20 protein-coding genes are annotated in these 16,724 nt (G+C 33.0%); 19 read left to right on the forward strand and 1 reads right to left on the reverse strand.

All coding sequences use genetic code 11. The annotated features are described in order from the left end of the window. Positions 1-82: 82 nt before the first annotated feature. The 19 genes from BMY18_RS14675 to BMY18_RS14760 all read left to right on the forward strand — a co-directional run bounded on the left by BMY18_RS14675 (position 83) and on the right by BMY18_RS14760 (position 15,563). Complete coding sequence (locus tag BMY18_RS14675) at positions 83-1,369, forward strand: sensor histidine kinase (RefSeq protein WP_092455380.1); 1,287 nt, start codon at positions 83-85, stop codon at positions 1,367-1,369. Positions 1,370-1,613: 244 nt separating this feature from the next. Continuing rightward, positions 1,614-1,763, forward strand: coding sequence for a hypothetical protein (locus BMY18_RS21125; protein ID WP_170841425.1), 150 nt, complete (start codon positions 1,614-1,616; stop codon positions 1,761-1,763). Positions 1,764-1,799: 36 nt separating this feature from the next. Then, entirely contained in the window at positions 1,800-2,303 is a 504-nt protein-coding gene (locus BMY18_RS14680) for a hypothetical protein (RefSeq protein WP_170841426.1), read from the forward strand. A 23-nt stretch (positions 2,304-2,326) separates the two neighbouring features. Next, positions 2,327-2,515 carry a hypothetical protein gene (locus tag BMY18_RS14685; RefSeq protein WP_092455384.1) on the forward strand — a complete coding sequence of 63 codons (189 nt, stop codon included), beginning with the start codon at positions 2,327-2,329 and terminating at the stop codon, positions 2,513-2,515. 74 nt (positions 2,516-2,589) lie between these two features. Beyond that, entirely contained in the window at positions 2,590-3,588 is a 999-nt protein-coding gene (locus BMY18_RS14690; RefSeq protein WP_092455386.1) for a hypothetical protein, read from the forward strand. 74 nt (positions 3,589-3,662) lie between these two features. After that, positions 3,663-4,679, forward strand: coding sequence for a hypothetical protein (locus tag BMY18_RS14695; RefSeq protein ID WP_092455388.1), 1,017 nt, complete (start codon positions 3,663-3,665; stop codon positions 4,677-4,679). Beyond that, positions 4,663-5,046, forward strand: coding sequence for a hypothetical protein (locus BMY18_RS14700; protein WP_092455390.1), 384 nt, complete (start codon positions 4,663-4,665; stop codon positions 5,044-5,046). Before BMY18_RS14695 ends, BMY18_RS14700 begins: the two co-directional genes overlap by 17 nt. 17 nt (positions 5,047-5,063) lie before the next feature. Beyond that, entirely contained in the window at positions 5,064-5,498 is a 435-nt protein-coding gene (locus BMY18_RS14705; RefSeq protein WP_092455392.1) for a hypothetical protein, read from the forward strand. A 364-nt stretch (positions 5,499-5,862) separates the two neighbouring features. Further along, positions 5,863-6,306 carry a hypothetical protein gene (locus BMY18_RS14710; RefSeq protein ID WP_092455394.1) on the forward strand — a complete coding sequence of 148 codons (444 nt, stop codon included), beginning with the start codon at positions 5,863-5,865 and terminating at the stop codon, positions 6,304-6,306. 67 nt (positions 6,307-6,373) lie between these two features. Then, positions 6,374-7,399, forward strand: coding sequence for a hypothetical protein (locus BMY18_RS14715; protein ID WP_092455396.1), 1,026 nt, complete (start codon positions 6,374-6,376; stop codon positions 7,397-7,399). Continuing rightward, complete coding sequence (locus BMY18_RS14720) at positions 7,383-8,219, forward strand: hypothetical protein (RefSeq protein WP_092455397.1); 837 nt, start codon at positions 7,383-7,385, stop codon at positions 8,217-8,219. The genes BMY18_RS14715 and BMY18_RS14720 overlap by 17 nt, the downstream gene beginning before the upstream one ends. Positions 8,220-8,583: 364 nt before the next feature. Next, the gene (locus tag BMY18_RS14725) at positions 8,584-9,027 is read left to right on the forward strand and encodes a hypothetical protein (protein WP_092455399.1); all 444 of its coding nucleotides are present in this window, start codon (positions 8,584-8,586) and stop codon (positions 9,025-9,027) included. Between the two features lie 65 nt (positions 9,028-9,092). After that, positions 9,093-10,106, forward strand: coding sequence for a hypothetical protein (locus BMY18_RS14730; protein WP_092455401.1), 1,014 nt, complete (start codon positions 9,093-9,095; stop codon positions 10,104-10,106). Next, a complete protein-coding gene (locus BMY18_RS14735; RefSeq protein ID WP_092455403.1) occupies positions 10,090-10,926 on the forward strand; it encodes a hypothetical protein in 837 nt (278 codons plus the stop codon). The genes BMY18_RS14730 and BMY18_RS14735 overlap by 17 nt, the downstream gene beginning before the upstream one ends. Continuing rightward, the gene (locus BMY18_RS14740) at positions 10,913-11,722 is read left to right on the forward strand and encodes a hypothetical protein (protein WP_092455405.1); all 810 of its coding nucleotides are present in this window, start codon (positions 10,913-10,915) and stop codon (positions 11,720-11,722) included. Before BMY18_RS14735 ends, BMY18_RS14740 begins: the two co-directional genes overlap by 14 nt. Next, a complete protein-coding gene (locus BMY18_RS14745; protein ID WP_092455407.1) occupies positions 11,700-12,554 on the forward strand; it encodes a hypothetical protein in 855 nt (284 codons plus the stop codon). Before BMY18_RS14740 ends, BMY18_RS14745 begins: the two co-directional genes overlap by 23 nt. Positions 12,555-12,564: 10 nt before the next feature. Continuing rightward, positions 12,565-13,248 carry an ABC transporter ATP-binding protein gene (locus BMY18_RS14750; protein WP_092455409.1) on the forward strand — a complete coding sequence of 228 codons (684 nt, stop codon included), beginning with the start codon at positions 12,565-12,567 and terminating at the stop codon, positions 13,246-13,248. Between the two features lie 29 nt (positions 13,249-13,277). Continuing rightward, entirely contained in the window at positions 13,278-13,880 is a 603-nt protein-coding gene (locus BMY18_RS14755; RefSeq protein WP_092455411.1) for a hypothetical protein, read from the forward strand. Positions 13,881-14,108: 228 nt separating this feature from the next. After that, a complete protein-coding gene (locus BMY18_RS14760; RefSeq protein ID WP_092455413.1) occupies positions 14,109-15,563 on the forward strand; it encodes an MDR family MFS transporter in 1,455 nt (484 codons plus the stop codon). A gap of 216 nt (positions 15,564-15,779) precedes the next feature. Here the strand turns inward: BMY18_RS14760 and BMY18_RS14765 are convergent, their stop codons facing one another. Then, the gene (locus tag BMY18_RS14765; protein ID WP_092455415.1) at positions 15,780-16,592 is read right to left on the reverse strand and encodes an alpha/beta fold hydrolase; all 813 of its coding nucleotides are present in this window, start codon (positions 16,590-16,592) and stop codon (positions 15,780-15,782) included. Positions 16,593-16,724: the final 132 nt, after the last annotated feature.

A 16,724-nucleotide genomic window follows, 5' to 3' on the forward strand; every position in this document is an offset into this window, starting at 1 on the left:
TTTTGACGGTACCATAAACTAGATAGGTGTTGGGGATAGTAACACACAAACTTATGATATGTCTAGCTAAAGTAGGGCAGGAATGGGGAAAAGTATGGGAACATTTGGTAGTATGGAAAATATAAATATCCTAATTGCACTTTTAGGTGGTTTATTTGGAACTTACGTAATCAATAAATTTGCTAATGCATTTTTAAAACAGCAAAAAAAATCAAAGGAATTGAAGTCTATGCTCTTTTTTGCATGCTTTATTCTTGTATCCGTTGGAGCGTATGGTGAAGATGCAAATATTTTCAAGATGCTATGTTATTTTGCAGGTGCTTTTGTATTTTCCTTTTCGTTTGAAGATGAGGTCAGAAAACGCAGTATGTTTGTTGTATATACTTCATTAATATTGGTCGGAATACAGTTATTAGCTACTATATTAATGACTGGGGTAGCTAAGAGCGAGATGCATTATCCGATTCAAATTTCAGTATATACCGTGGAATATATCATTGCATTAATGGTTGGAAGAATGAAAAGACCAGATTCAATCAGTTTGCCAATAAGATATTGGGTAGCTGTAATTATGGTACCCGTATTTTCGCTTTATTTTATTACGTTATTATGCAGAATGGTGGGTCTAAATTTGGTTGAAGTGTTTTTTGGGATTATTAGCATATTAGCCACAGATTCTGTTATTATCATATTATATGAGGCATTGAGTGAAACGTATAAAAAGTCTCTGGAGCAAAATGCACTCCAGCAGGAAAACAAATATTATGTTGAGCAGTTACAATATATGTCGGAATCCTATCATACAATTCGTTCTGTAAAACATGATATTAAGAATACCTTAAATAGTATAAAAGGACTTGCACAAAATCAAAATTGTGAAAAAATAGTACAATATATTGATTCGGTTAATAATACCGCCGGATTCAATACCATTTATATAGACTCAGGCAATACAATTTTGGATAGTATATTGAATTTCAAAGCGCAAGAATCCTTTGAAAAAGGGATCTCTTTGATATGTAAAGTGTCAGTGCCAAACGATATAGAATTGGACCCATTTGATATGAGTGTAATCATCGGAAATATCCTCGATAACGCAATTTCAGCAGTGGAAAAGCTCAATTCAGATAAAGTGATATTAGTCAATATCGACTGTAAAAAGGGTAACTTAATCATAAATGTATCAAATAAATTTGAAGAGGCGATCACGTATGATGCGAATGGAAGATTACTTACATCGAAGCCTGATAAAGTGAATCATGGCATTGGAATCAACAATATAGAAAAGATCGTTAAAAAATATAATGGTAAACTGACACTTGGCCCAATGAAAGATCGTTTCGTATCAGAAGTCATTATGTATATCTAGAAAAACAAAATAAAGTCAAAATAAAGCCGCATCATCAATAAAAGTAAAGTTGATGAGGTGGCTTTTAAATTATATGAAAGAATAAATTAATTTTAACTTTTTACATTAACGTATATAGTTTTTTACATCAAGCGGGATACGATTGTGAAACGTGGTAATATAAAATAAGTTAATAAAACAAATTAATAATACTGATTTTTGTATATACCAACCCCAAAACCATATTGAAAGGAATGTATCTAGTATGAAAAAGTTACCGATCGTTGAAGTTGTTATGGGAGCAGTTTTGATAATATCAATTATAGGATTTTACGCATTGAAAAAGGATAACACAGATAATAATGCTCAGAAATCAACAACAGTAAGTGCAGAGAATAATAGCGAAAGTGAGTAGCGGACAGATTCAAGTGGGCAAGCTTATACTCCTCCTATGAGAGAGGATAAATCTGCCAATCTGGATGCTACTGATATAATGAATTATTATTCAAAGGAGATGTATATTACCGAAGAAAAATTTCTAAGTCAACAGTATGGTAATATTGGTGACACAGTATTTTTTGCCGCATCAACTGAATCTTCATTTCAATATGTACCAGCTTCAGCAAAGGTTACTAATATCAAAATTACAAATGAGATAAGTGATGAATATATGAATTTAGTAGAAAAAGAAGTCAACCGCTCACAGAAGTCTGGTCGCCCAGGGTGGAACTGTTTTGTGAGAAATTTCTCAAATATGGATGATGCAGTAACGAAAGAAAAGGCAGAATCGTTAAGCTCATATGTAATTGTCGATGTTACTTTAACAAATTATACAGATAATGATATAAGATTTAATATAAATACACTAAAAATTCCAGTAATTGAAGATAATGGGATAATGTCATGGTATACATATTCTGAATCAGTTAATAGTCTGGTATTAGTAATTCTATAGAATACCACGAACCCGACGTTAGCATGGCAGAAAGTGCAAGTTTGTTTTATCTTGCGAAAGGTGAATTAAAATTAAAGTTATTATATGTAATCACGCATAAAGAATTGGCGACCGGAAAGGGGTGTTTTTGCGGTGGGTTGGGAACCGAGGGCGGTTCGGACAGTGGAACCAGAAGATATAGGAATGATGGCTTTAGGATAAGAATCAACTAAGGGGCAAGCAATGAAGGTTATTACTAAGATGGAATTATCAACCCAAAATCATATTGAAAGGAAATATATCTTGTATGAAAAAGTTACCAATCGCTGAAGTTGTTATGGGAGTAGTTTTGTTAATATCAATAATTGGATTTTACGAATTACAAAAGGATAACACAGATAATGATGCTCAGAAATCGACAACAGTAAGTGTAGAGAATAATAGCGAAAGTGGACAATCATTAAGTTCAAGCGAGCAAGCTTATACGCCGCCTATGAGAGAGGACAAATCTGCCAATCTGGATGCTACGGATATAATGAATTATTATTCAAAAGAGATGTACATTACCGAAGAAAAATTTCTGAGTCAGCAGTATGGCAATATTGGTGATACAGTATTTTTTGCAGCATCAACTGGTTCTTCATTTAACCATGTACCAGCTTCGGCTGAGGTTACTAATATCAAAATAACAAATGAGATAAGTGATGAATATATGAATTTAGTAGATAAAAAAGTCAATCGTGAATATAAAATGGGTAGTCGCGGGTGGAACTGCTTTGTAATAAATCATGCATATATGGATGATGTAGTAACAAAAGAAAAGGCAGAATCACTAAGTTCCTATGTGATTGCTGATGTTACTTTAACAAATTATTCAGATAACGATATAATAATTACTTTAAGTTCATTAAAAATGCCAGTAATTGAAGATAATGGCTTAATGTCATGGTATACATATTCTGAATCAGTTAATAAGGATTATGTATCAAGAGCAGATGGTAGCAATTATGTGCTTCTTGAAATGGATAAATCTGTTGACTATGTTGGGATGATAACTAGTGCATCGGGAACGCCGGGTATTAGTGATTTTACATATTACCACGAGCCCGACGCCAGTATGGCCTTTAGTGAAAGCATGTTTTATCTTGCCAAAGGCGAATTAAAATTAAAGATATTATATGTTATAACGGATAAAGAATTGGAAACTGGAAAGGTGTGCTTTTGTGGTGGATTTGGAACCGAGGGTGGTTCGGACAGTGGAACTAGAAGATATAGAAATGATGGCTTTAAGATAAGAATCAACTAAGGGGCAAGCAATGAAGGTGATTACTAAGATGGAATTATCACCCCCAAATCATATTGAAAGGAAATGTATCTTATATGAAAAAGTTACCAATTGTCGAAGTTGTTATGGGTGCAGTTTTATTAATATCAATTATAGGATTTTATGCATTACAGCAGAATGGTGGTAGTAATGCTCAGAAATTAACAATTGAAAACCCAGAAAATAATAGTGAAAGTAGTGGGCAGTTGCTAGATACTATGGGGCAGCCTTATACAAGTGCTGTTTTTAATGATAAATCTGGCAGTAATAGTACAATTGCGGATAAAATGGATTATTATTCAAAAAAGGTATATATAACAGAAGATAAATTTCTAAATCAACAGTACGGAAATATTGGTGACACAGTATATTGCGCAAAACAAATGGCAACTTCACTAAATTATACGCCTGTTTCTGCGAAGGTAACTAATATAGAAATTACTAAAAAAATTGATAATGAATATATGCAACTTATAGAAACCAGAGTAAAACATGAAGGTGATTATGGCACTAAGGAGTGGAATTGTTTTATAAGAAATCATGCCAACATGAGTGCTGCAGTTACAAAGGAAATGGCAGAATCAATATGTTCTTATGTGATTGTGGATGTTGTTTTGAACAATTATACGGGAAATGAAATAATAGTAGATAGAACTGAATTAAAAATGGCAGTAGTTGAAGATAATGGTTTAATATCGTGGAGTACATATTCTGAGGCTGCGAATTCGGACTATGTATCATTAGCAGCAACGGGTAATAATGGAATATTGTTGGGAAAAGATAAGGCGGTCGACTATGTTGGAGAAATAACGAATGGTACTAATGGTTTTTCCAATTACCATGAGCCTGACGTTAATCTTGTTAAAAGAAGTGACAAGTTTTACATTCCTACAGGGGAATTAAAATTAAAGCTATTATATATAATAACTGATAAAGAATTAGCAACAGGGAAAGTGTGCTTTTGTGGTTGGGATGGAAATGAAGGCGTTTCAAACAGTGATGGCAGAAAATATCTTAATACTGGAATAAGGATAAGAATCAACCAGGGGGCAAGCAATGAAGGCAATAACTAGAATGGAATTATCAAGGGCTTTTAGAAACAAATATTTCTGTTTCGCAATTACGATTGGCATTGGGATTACGTTATGGCATTATTTCAGGTATAGTTATATTTTAGCTGAGTATATATATAAGGTATATAAAGGAACAATGTTTGAATCATTCTTTGAAAAGGTAACCTACGGGACACCAGCAGTAGAAGCATGGATTGGAACTCGAAATATTGGATACAATATTTACTTTTTTATTATGCCTTTATTGTGTGCAATACCATATGGGATTTCTTTATGCATTGATAAAAAAAGTGGATATATTAATAACATTACTACACGGGTTGGTAAAAAAAATATTACAAAGCAAAGTTGCTGGCAGTTTTCTTGAGTGGAGGGGCGGTTGCTGTGATTCCACTTATATTTAATTTGTTATTATGTATGTGCACATTACCAATTATGTTTCCACTGGCATCTAGCATGCTGTTTCCAGTATCAACAGCTTCGGTATTTGGTGATTTGTTTTATTCACATACATTTTTATACATATTAATATATTTGTTATTTGATTTTATATTTTTTGGATTATTAAACTGTTTGTGCATCGTTATGACATATTTTGAAGATAATAGATTTGCGGTTGTATTGTCTCCATTTATCATCTATTTTGCAGTTCATGTATTTTGTTCCTGGGGGTTGGGAAAAGGTGGTTATTCACCTATGGTATATACATTTTTCCCACAATTCCATACACAAAATGTCGGAATAATTTTGGCACAGATATTAATATTGCTTGTATTGGCACTGTTGACTATTAGGGGTAGTAAGCATGATACCATATAATAAAATGAAATTCAGAATAGTCGAGTATTTTTCTAGAATAGTTGAAAATTTGAAGATTTTCAGGAATTATATAATGGCGGTATTGTTTGCATAAATTTTGTTAGGTGTCATGTATACTAGGAAAGTCAAAATAAAGTCATAAAGTCAATATAAGTAAATTTGATGAGCGGATTTTAAATTATATTGAAGATTAAATTAGGAGAAATAAGATTATTAATACTAGTGTAAACTTTATTTTTTTACATCAACATATATAGTTTTTTACATCAAGAGGGATATGATAGTGAAATGTAGTAAGATAAAATAAGTTCAATTTATGAACTTATGATGATTGGGTGGTATATACGATAAATGGAGGAGAATAATGAAAAAAATATCAAAAGAACACAAAAAAGGTAAGATAATGTCAGTTTTATTGATAGCAATATTTGTTATGTCAATGGGGACATTATGTTTTGCAAATCCTAAGCCAGGTGGATATGATATATCTCAATATGCGTACTATGGAGAATACAATAATATTTCAGCTTTTATTGAAAAAGATACATATTCTTCAATGTATGCTCATTGCGATTCATCTTCTGCTGAATTCAGAATCTCTGCAGTCGGATCTACTGCAGGAACTGGATATCAGGATGATTATATTGATGCTTCTCGTGGTCATAGTTATTTATTAAGTGGTGGAGAGACTGCTGATGATATTATTAATTTTGTAAGGGAAAATGGTTGCTGTAATGCAGGAATCAAAGGGGAATATGCAGGTGATTCAGCTTTTGCTGCGAATGGATGGTTTTTAGCAGACAAGTAAAATACATAAAAACATTAATTTAGTTATATACCAACCCAAAATCATATTGAAAGGAAATATAGCTTATATGAAAAAGTTACCAATCGTCGAAGTTGTTATGGGCGCAGTTTTATTAATATCAGTCATAGGATTTTACGCATTGCAGCAGAATGGTGATAAAGACGCTCAGGAATCAACAACAGCAAGTTCTGAGAATAATAGTGAAAGTGGGCAACTGATAGGTTCAAATGGGCAACCTTATACGCTTGCGGTGAGGGAGGATAAATCTGTTAATATGGATATTACTGATAAAATGGACTATTATTCTAAAAAAGTTTACATTACGGAAAGAAATTTTCTGAGTCAGCAGTATGGAAATATTGGCGACACAGTATATTTTTCTACAGTAATTGGAAATTCACCAAATTATGTACCAGCTTCGGCAAAGGTTACTAATATAAAAATTACAAATGAGATAAGTGATGAAGATATGAATTTAGTAGATAAAAGCGTCAGTCGCGCGCAGAAATCAGGCGGGCTTGGCTGGAACTGCTTTGTGAGGAATTTTGCAAATATGGATGAGACAGTAACAAAAGAAAAGGCAGAATCGTTAAGTTCATATGTGATTGCAGATGTTATTTTAACAAATTATTCAGATAATGATATAATAATTAATTTAAGTCAGCTCAAAATGCCGGTGATTGAAGATAATGGGATAATGTCATGGTATACATACTCTGAATCAGTTAATAAGGATTATGTATCAAGATCAGGAGATGGTAATAATATAGTGCTTCTTCAGACGGATAAGTCTGTTGACTATGTTGGAATGATAAGCAGTGCATCGGGGAATTCTGGTGTTGGTAATTCTACATATTACCATGAGCCTGACCCCAGTATGGCTGTTAGTGAAAGTATGTTTTATCTTGCCAAGGGCGAATTAAAATTAAAGTTATTATATGTAATCACGGATAAAGAATTGGCGACTGGAAAGGTGTGCTTTTGTGGTGGGTATGGAACCGAAGGTATATCAACTAGTGCTACCATAAGATATAGGAATGATGGATTTAGGATAAGAATCAACCAGGGGGCAAGCAATGAAGGCAATAACTAGAATGGAATTATCAAGGGCATTTAAAAATAAATATTTCTATTTTGCAATTACAGTTGGTATTGGGATTACGTTATGGCATTATTTCAGGTACAGTTATGTTTTAGCTGAGGATATATATAAGGTATACAAAGGTACAATGTTTTCAACATTTCTTGAAAAGGTAACCTATGGAACACCAGTAGTAGAAGCATGGATTGGAACTCGAAATATTGGATCTAATATTTACTTTTTTATCCTACCTTTATTGTGTGCAATACCATATGGGATTTCTCCGTATTTGGATAAGAAAAGTGGATACATTAATAATATTACGACGCGGGTGGATAAGAAGAAATATTACAAGGCAAAGTTGTTAGCTGTTTTTTTGAGTGGAGGGACGGTTGCTGTGATTCCTCTCATATTTAATTTGCTATTATGTATGTGCACACTGCCAGTTATGTTTCCACTGGCATCTAGTAAACTGTTTCCTGTATCAACAGCTTCAATATTTGGTGATCTATTTTATTCACATACATTTTTATACATATTTATATATTTACTATTTGATTTTATCTTTTTTGGATTACTTAACTGTTTGTGCATTGTTATGACATGTTTTGAAGATAACAGATTTGCGGTTGTATTGTCTCCATTTATCATCTATTTTGCAGTTCATGTATTTTGTTCATGGGGGTTGGGAAAAGGTGGTTATTCACCTATGGTATATACATTTTTCCCACAATTCCATACACAAAATGTCGGAATAATTTTGGCACAGATATTAATATTGCTTGTATTGGCACTGTTGACTATTAGGGGTAGTAAGCATGATACCATATAATAAAATGAAATTCAGAATAGTCGAGTATTTTTCTAGAATAGTTGAAAATTTGATGATTTTCAGGAATTACATAATGGCGGTATTGTTTGCATAAATTTTGTTAGGTGTCATGTATACTAGGAAAGTCAAAATAAAGTCATAAAGTCAATATAAGTAAATTTGATGAGCGGATTTTAAATTATATTGAAGATTAAATTAGGAGAAATAAGATTATTAATATTAGTGTAAACTTTAATTTTTTACATCAACGTATATAGTTTTTTACATCAAGCGGAATATGATAGTGAAATGTGGTAAGATAAAATAAGTTCAATTTATGAACTTATGATGGCTGGGTGGTATATACGATAAATGGAGGAGAATAATGAAAAAAATATCGAAAGAGCACAAAAAAGGTAAGATAATGTCAGTCCTATTGATAGCAATATTTGTTATGTCAATGGGTACATTATGTTTTGCAAATGATACACCAGGTGGATATGATATATCTCAATATGCGTACTATGGAGAATACAATAATGTTTCCGCTTTTATTGAAAAAGATACATATTCTTCAATGTTTGTAAATTGTAATGCAGCATCGTCAGAGTTTATAATCTATGCAGTGGGATCGACTGCAGGAACTGGAGTACAGAGTGATTATATTGACGCTTCTTATGGCTATTATTATCCAATAAGTAGTGGACAGTCTGTTAATGATATGGTTAATAGTGTAAGAGAAAGCGGTTGCTGTAATGCAGGAATCAAAGGGAAATATGCAGGTGATTCCGCTTTTGCTGCAAATGGATATTTTTTAGCAGACAAGTAAAATAAATAAAAAAATTAATATAGTTATATACTACCTCCAATCATATTGAAAGGAAAATATCTTATATGAAAAAGTTACCAATTGTCGAAGTTGTTATGGGCGCAGTTTTATTAATATCAGTCATAGGATTTTATGTATTACAGCAGAATGGTGATAAAGATGCTCAGAAATCAACAACAGCAAGTTCTGAGAATAATAGTGAAAGTGGGCAACTGATAGGTTCAGATGGGCAACCTTATACTCTTGCGGTGCGGGAGAATAAATCTGTTAATATGGATATTACTGATAAAATGGATTATTATTCTAAAAAAGTGTACATTACGGAAGAAGATTTTCTATATCAGCAGTATGGAAATATTGGCGACACAGTATCTTTTTCTACAGTAAGTGGAAATTCGCCAAATTATGTACCAGCTTCGGCAAAGGTTACTAATATAAAAATTACAAATGAGATAAATGATGAGTATATGAATTTAGTAGATAAAAGAGTCAGTCGTGCTCAGAAATCTGGTGATTTAGGGTGGAACTGCTTTGTGAGGAATTTTGCAAATATGGATGAGGTAGTAACAAAAGAAAAAGCAGAATCGTTAAGTTCATATGTAATTGCCGATGTTACTTTAACAAATTATACAGATAGCGATATAATAATTAATTTAGGTGAACTAAAAATGGCGGTAATTGAAGACAATGGGGTAATGTCTTCGGATACATATTCTGAATCCGTTAATTCTGATTATGCATCTAGATCAGGAGATGGTTGCAATATAGTGCTCCTTGAGACGGATAAACCGGTGGACTATGTTGGAATAATAAATAGTGCATCGACAAAGCCTGGTGTTAGTAATTCTTCCCTTTACCATGAGCCAGACGTTAGTATGGCATTTAATCAGAGTATGTTTTATCTTGCGAAAGGTGATCTAAAATTAAAGTTATTATATGTAATCACGGATAAAGAACTGGCGACTGGAAAGATGTGCTTTTGTGGTGGTTATGGAACCGAAGGTATATCAACTAGATATATCAATAATGGATTTAGGATAAGAATCAACCAGGGGGCAAGCAATGAAGGCAATAACTAGAATGGAATTATCAAGGGCTATTAAAAATAAATATTTCTATTTTGCAATTACGATTGGAATTGGAATAACGTTATGGCATTATTTCAGGTATAGCTGTATCTTAGCTGAAAGTATATATAAGGTATACAAAGGAACAATGGCTGCAACATATTTGGAAAAGGTAACCTATGGGGTACCAGTGGTAGAAGCATGGATCGGAACCCGAAGTATTGGATACAATATATACTTTTTTATTATGCCTTTATTGTGTGCAATACCATATGGGATTTCTTTATGCATTGATAAAAAAAGTGGATATATTAATAACATTACTACACGGGTGGATAAGAAAAAATATTACAAGGCAAAGTTGTCAGCTGTTTTTTTGAGTGGAGGGGCAGTTGCAGTGATTCCACTCATATTTAATTTGTTATTATGTATGTGCACATTACCGATTATGTTTCCACTAGCATCTAGTATGCTGTTTCCCGTATCAACAGTTTCAGTGTTTGGTGATTTGTTTTATTCACATACATTTTTATACATATTAATATATTTACTATTTGATTTTATATTTTTTGGATTATTAAACTGTTTGTGCATTGTTATGACATATTTTGAAGATAATAGATTTGCAGTTGTATTGTCTCCATTTATTATCTATTTTGCAGTCCATGTATTTTGTTCCTGGGGGTTGGGAAAAGGTGATTATTCACCTATGGTTTATACATTTTTCCCGAAATTCCATACACAAAATGCCGGAATAATTTTGGCACAGCTATTAATATTGCTTGTATTGGCACTGTTGACTATTAGGGGTAGTAAGCATGATACCATATAATAAAATGAAATTCAGAATAGTGGAGTATTTTTCTAGAATGTTTGAAAATCCGAAGGTTTTCAGGAATTACATAATGGTGGTATTGTTTGCCTGTATTTTATCAGGTATGCTTTCCTATCAATATCAGAAGCTTTGGGGAGTATTCCAAGGTTGCGCTTGGGACGGAGCATTTGCATGGGCAATGAGAAGTATGCTAACTGCTTATGTGATGACGCCTATAGCAATGTTTTTTTCTATGCATATGATTCGAAATGATTTTACTTCGGTAAATGTGATTAGATATAAGAACAGACGGAAATTATGGAACAAGCAGTGTCTTGAGTTATATGGAATCGCTCTCATAACGATTGCGCTTGATATGATCATATCGTTTATTGTAGCCTATGTATATAATGGAGTATGGTGGAATTTTTCATCAACAAACAGTTTGTTCTTTTGGGCAACAGGAATAATGGATGTTCATTTTTACATTCCAATTAAGATTTTATTGGTGTTGTTCATTAATAGTGGGGAAGTATATGTAGTATTAATTGGGGGCCTATTAATATATTGGCTATTTAATTCAAAGATTATCACAATGTTGGCAACTTTATTGTTTTGCTTTTGTGAAAATAGATATCTTCACGTATTATTTACGAAGAGCGGATGGGGTGATTACTATAATGAACTTGTAGATTCCAAGCTGTATGTTAGTTCATTATTAAGAATCATTATCGGGATTTTAATTATTATGTTGATATCTTTTTTTATAACAGGCAGGAAGGATTTTATAAATGGGGATAAAGCAGAACAATAATAGCAAGTGCGGAGTAGGCAGGTTATTTAGATATGATTTGCGCGAAGGAATTGCCGCTGAGTTGAAAAAGTTAGTTGCAGTGGTAGTTTTCTCGCTAATAGCAGGTTTATATATGTACGTACATATCGTTGGGTTAAAGAAGAACTTTGATGTTTCTACAGATGGAACATTTATAGATTATCTTCTTAATATGCTTCATGGAATGAAGCGTTTTGTAGCATCGTCGGGTGGAGACTTTGAGATACCTATTACATTTTTGGGGATAAGCATTTTAACAGCATTCACAATTGGTAATTATGCGGTAAATGACCTTAGCGCATGTGGAATCCAGATAATTACAAGGAGTCAATCGCGGACGAATTGGATTATAAGTAAGATCTTGTGGAATTTTACGGTTGTTATCATGATTTATCTATGTATCGTAATTGTCGCATACATTTTTGGTGGCGGTGGAATCACACCAACAGAACTGATATGCAGTAAAATACTAGATTTTTCCAATATAAATGCAGGCGGAATATCGAATATGACATTATGCGTGCTAGTTATTTTGCTACCGCTTGTTACATCAATGGCAGTTTCACAACTTCAGATGACTATATCATTGATTGTATCACCTGTTGCGGGATTTTTTGTAGCAATAACCATCATGTTTTTATCCGCATATATTACTTCACCATATTTGTTAGGGAATTATTGGATGATTCACAGAAATTCTATTTTCTTAGATGGTGGAATGAATATGGTAATTGGATTTGTTGTGAACGTTATTGTGATTCTAGTAGCTGTCATATGTGACATTTTCTATTTTAAAAGAAAAAATATTATTTAAGGAGAGCTATATGTACATAAAGGTAACAGGATTAAATAAATCTATAAAAAAGGTTCCGATTTTATTAGATATTAATATCGAATTTCAAAGCGGCAGAATATTTGGGCTAAAGGGAAGCAACGGTTCTGGAAAAACGATGCTTATGAGAGCTATCAGCGGATTAATTCTAGCAGATTCAGGAAGCGTGGATATTAATGGAAAGATATTGGGAAAGGATATTTCATTTCCAGATAGTCTTGGCATATTAATTGAGAATCCATCATTTATTTCTGGATATACATCATTTAAAAATCTGAAAATGCTTGCCTCTATTCAAGGAAGAATTAGTGATGATGAAATAAATCATGCAATTGAAAGAGTTGGCCTTGATCCAAAGGATAAAAGAACCTATAAAAAGTATTCACTTGGCATGAAGCAAAGACTTGGGATTGCATGCGCAATTATGGAAAAACCAGAAATTATAATACTTGATGAGCCAGTTAATGCGCTGGATGAGAATGGTGTTGTGCTGGTAAGAGAGATTTTGCAAGAAGAAAAAAATAGAGGTGCACTTATTATTATTGCTTGCCATGATAAAGAAGAATTAGAGTTTTTGTCGGACGAAATATATATAATATCCGATGGTAAGATATTAGATCACTATATAAAAAAAGACAATAATAAAAAAATTGATGAAGAAATCTTAAGTAGTTGATTTAATAATGTTAGATGGAGGCAATGAAAATGTTAATTAGAGTTAAGGGGAGTATAATAAAAAGGTGGAAGCTTTTATCTATTATATTAATTATATTACTTGTTTCTGGAAGAATCGTATATGTGAATGCATATTATCCCCAGACAGTAAAAAGATATTATGCGCAAGGGGACATATTTGAGTATTCAAAATTAAATATTTCAGTTGATAAAATGACTGTCTATACAAAAGACAGTTTTATGAGCTATGCAAATGATAATCTCAAAGGGTTTAATAAAGAAACGATGGCGAAAATAACAATGGACTATTACGTATATATTGTAGATATAACCGTAAACAATCCAACAGATAGAGAAACGAAAGTTAGTTATGGTCAAATGGCGATTTCCATTGGAAATGTAAGTAATGGTTCAAATACATATTTAAATAAACTTCTAAATCAGGAAGAATATTCAATAATATTTGGACCTAGCACAACCAGGAGCGTCTCAATTGCATATACAATACCTAAGGTTAATGATATGACAGATAAAGAGTTTAAAGCAATCCTTGATAAAAAATGTACATATAGTTTCAAGGAATTCTACCATTTGAATATTGTTTCGATCAGTAAATTAGATAAATATGAATAAGGCACTAGTATATTATTGTGTATTAGAGGTATTAAACATAACACTATATTAAAATAAAATAAGGATTCCATAAATTAAAAATAAAGTCACATCGTCAATATAGTAAAGTTGATGATGTGACTTTTTAATTATATGGAAGATTGACTATTAACAATTTTCATTGTATTGTTAACAAGAAATTAATGCACATAGTATGAGCAAATTTAAAATAATGAGGTTTATTACGTAATGGATACACGCAAAAAGAATATAGTAATTGCACTAATGGTAGCGATGTTTTTAGGTGCAGTAGAAGGAACCGTGGTGACAACCGCTATTCCAACAATAGTAAAGGATTTACATGGGTTTGAAATTATCAGTTTGGTATTTTCTATCTATTTATTAACGTCAGCAATTTCAACTCCCATATATGGGAAATTGTCAGATCAGTTTGGAAGAAAAAATGTACTTTCTATCGGTATTGTTATATTTTTAATTGGTAGTATTTTATGCGGACTTTCGAAAAGTATGTATATGCTCATTGCATTTCGTGCTTTACAGGGGCTAGGCGCAGGCGCTATCTTTACGATTACCTATACAATTATCGGAGATGAATTTAGCCTTGAGGAAAGACCGAAGGTTCAAGGCGGTATAGGAACCGTTTGGGGCGTTGCAAGTCTACTAGGCCCGTTTTTAGGTGGATTTTTAATAAATGTACTTTCTTGGCACTGGATTTTCTTTATCAATATACCTTTCGGCATATTGTCCATTGTACTTCTTCAAAAGAGTTTAAAAGAAACATTTCAAAAAAAGAAGGTTAAAATTGATTTCGCAGGGATTATCGTTTTATCAATGGCGATGATGATATTTTTGAACATTTTTTTAGATAGTGGGAGTTTTGGGCTTCAAAAAAATGTGTTTGTTATCCTATCTATTTGTGTCACTACTTTATTATTAATCGTATTTTATTTTATTGAAAGAATAGCAAAGGAACCAATTATTCCATTTGAAATATTTACGAAGACAATTATAAATGTAAATCTAATCAGCTTTTTGTTGTCTGCGATATTAATCGGTGTAGATGTATATATGGCAATCTATATCCAGAATATCCTTGGATTTTCGCCGACTATTTCGGGGCTGGCGATGGCTCCGATGTCAGTTGCATGGCTAATGTCCTCTGTTATTTTGGGAAAATGCATTATGAGTTATGGAGAAAAAGCCGTAATTATGATATCTGTTTTTACGTTATTTATTAGCACTTTATTATTTGCTACATTGAGTGTACATTCTGCATTGACGTTAGTGGTATTGTTTTCTTTTGTAATGGGATTTGGACTGGGTGGAGCATTTACAACGTTAACAATTGTTGTTCAGACATCTGTAGAATATAACAAAAGAGGTGCGGCAACGGCAACCAATTCACTTCTTAGGACGTTGGGACAAACGATAGGTGTAAGTATATTTGGCGGAATTTTCAATGCAAATATAGTGGATTACTTTAATAAAATAGGCATCAATGGAGTAGACAATCGTAATTTGTATAGTACGGCATCCCAAATGGGCGTTTCAGGGGACCAGATAAAGCTGTCATTAAATAGTTCAACTCATATTATATTTATCATATTTGTATTAATTGCAATTTTATGTTTGGTATTATCGATTGGGTTACCGAAAGTGATTCGAAAGAAATTTGTGGAGTAATGTAAGTTAAAACATATTAGGAGGGAATGGGAAAATATGGTGATAGGGCAACTTTCGGTAATTTGCAATTTGTTGCGGATGTTGCGAAAACTGCTAAGTAGTTCCTAAGATAAGGATTAATTAACAAAATAGCTTTCTATGATATAATTATACTTATCATAGAAAGCTATTTTAATTAGCATATTTCTGCTCGGAGAACGCGATGGAAGAAAAACGCTACTGTTCAATGAATGTAGTTAATTCTTCGTTGAATTTGTCACGTTCTTCCCAGAATAATCCATGGCCACTATTTTCAAAGGGTACAAGCGTAGAATTTGCGATCCCATTTTTCATAGCTTCAGCCAATGGAAACAGACAAACTTTATCATGGATGCCATGAAGAATTAAGGTCGGCACGTTGATCTTTTCTAAATCAGAAAATAAAGTTTCGTCCCTAAAGGTGGTAGCACATGCGGCAGTGGCCCATCCAGCAGCTTCTAGACCCAATTGAAAGAACCAGTCTGAAAGAGGCTGAGTGGCATATTGGAATAAAAATATGTCGCCAAAATCTCTGAGCATTTTAGGTCGGTCATTATATGTTTCTTCAATTAATTTTGTTACAGCTTCTTTAGGCAAACCATATGGAAAATCTGGACGCATAGTTAAGCTAGGTGCAGCAGCTCCAAAGAGAGCAAGCTTTGAGACTCCATAGCCATGGTGGCGAGCCATGTATCTAATTGCAGTTGCGCCTCCCATAGAATGTCCAGCCAATGTGAAATTTTGTAGTTTAAGCGTTTCAACGACGGCTCTAACATCGTCGGCCAGGCTATCGTAAGAGTATCCACCCCAAGGTTTATCGGAGGCACCAAAGCCCCTGGTATCCATTCCGATACATCGATATCCCATTTCGGGGAGCTTATCAAACTGGTATTCATACGCCTTATGGCTTAAGGGCCAACCATGTATAAATAAAATTGTTTTCTTGCCCGTAGGATTAAGATCCTCAACAAAAATATTTACATCAGGTTCAACTTTAATATAATATTCCACTTAAAATTCTCCGGTTATTTAATTTTATTCATTAGCATATTATGCATTTATGGGCTAATATGTGAATGGCAAATTAAGCAATTGTTAAGTTTTAAAACACATAGTATAATAGGTATAATATTAGGATGAGGT

Origin of the sequence: [Clostridium] fimetarium, from assembly GCF_900111235.1 — a bacterium.
Taxonomy (GTDB): domain Bacteria; phylum Bacillota; class Clostridia; order Lachnospirales; family Lachnospiraceae; genus Clostridium_N; species Clostridium_N fimetarium.

Coding starts and splice junctions, on each gene's coding strand:
- BMY18_RS14675 (WP_092455380.1), top strand. CDS start 83: ATGGGGAAAAGTATGGGAACATTTGGTAGTATGGAAAATATAAATATC.
- BMY18_RS21125 (WP_170841425.1), top strand. CDS start 1,614: ATGAAAAAGTTACCGATCGTTGAAGTTGTTATGGGAGCAGTTTTGATA.
- BMY18_RS14680 (WP_170841426.1), top strand. CDS start 1,800: ATGAGAGAGGATAAATCTGCCAATCTGGATGCTACTGATATAATGAAT.
- BMY18_RS14685 (WP_092455384.1), top strand. CDS start 2,327: ATGGCAGAAAGTGCAAGTTTGTTTTATCTTGCGAAAGGTGAATTAAAA.
- BMY18_RS14690 (WP_092455386.1), top strand. CDS start 2,590: ATGAAAAAGTTACCAATCGCTGAAGTTGTTATGGGAGTAGTTTTGTTA.
- BMY18_RS14695 (WP_092455388.1), top strand. CDS start 3,663: ATGAAAAAGTTACCAATTGTCGAAGTTGTTATGGGTGCAGTTTTATTA.
- BMY18_RS14700 (WP_092455390.1), top strand. CDS start 4,663: ATGAAGGCAATAACTAGAATGGAATTATCAAGGGCTTTTAGAAACAAA.
- BMY18_RS14710 (WP_092455394.1), top strand. CDS start 5,863: ATGAAAAAAATATCAAAAGAACACAAAAAAGGTAAGATAATGTCAGTT.
- BMY18_RS14715 (WP_092455396.1), top strand. CDS start 6,374: ATGAAAAAGTTACCAATCGTCGAAGTTGTTATGGGCGCAGTTTTATTA.
- BMY18_RS14720 (WP_092455397.1), top strand. CDS start 7,383: ATGAAGGCAATAACTAGAATGGAATTATCAAGGGCATTTAAAAATAAA.
- BMY18_RS14725 (WP_092455399.1), top strand. CDS start 8,584: ATGAAAAAAATATCGAAAGAGCACAAAAAAGGTAAGATAATGTCAGTC.
- BMY18_RS14730 (WP_092455401.1), top strand. CDS start 9,093: ATGAAAAAGTTACCAATTGTCGAAGTTGTTATGGGCGCAGTTTTATTA.
- BMY18_RS14735 (WP_092455403.1), top strand. CDS start 10,090: ATGAAGGCAATAACTAGAATGGAATTATCAAGGGCTATTAAAAATAAA.
- BMY18_RS14740 (WP_092455405.1), top strand. CDS start 10,913: ATGATACCATATAATAAAATGAAATTCAGAATAGTGGAGTATTTTTCT.
- BMY18_RS14745 (WP_092455407.1), top strand. CDS start 11,700: ATGGGGATAAAGCAGAACAATAATAGCAAGTGCGGAGTAGGCAGGTTA.
- BMY18_RS14750 (WP_092455409.1), top strand. CDS start 12,565: ATGTACATAAAGGTAACAGGATTAAATAAATCTATAAAAAAGGTTCCG.
- BMY18_RS14755 (WP_092455411.1), top strand. CDS start 13,278: ATGTTAATTAGAGTTAAGGGGAGTATAATAAAAAGGTGGAAGCTTTTA.
- BMY18_RS14760 (WP_092455413.1), top strand. CDS start 14,109: ATGGATACACGCAAAAAGAATATAGTAATTGCACTAATGGTAGCGATG.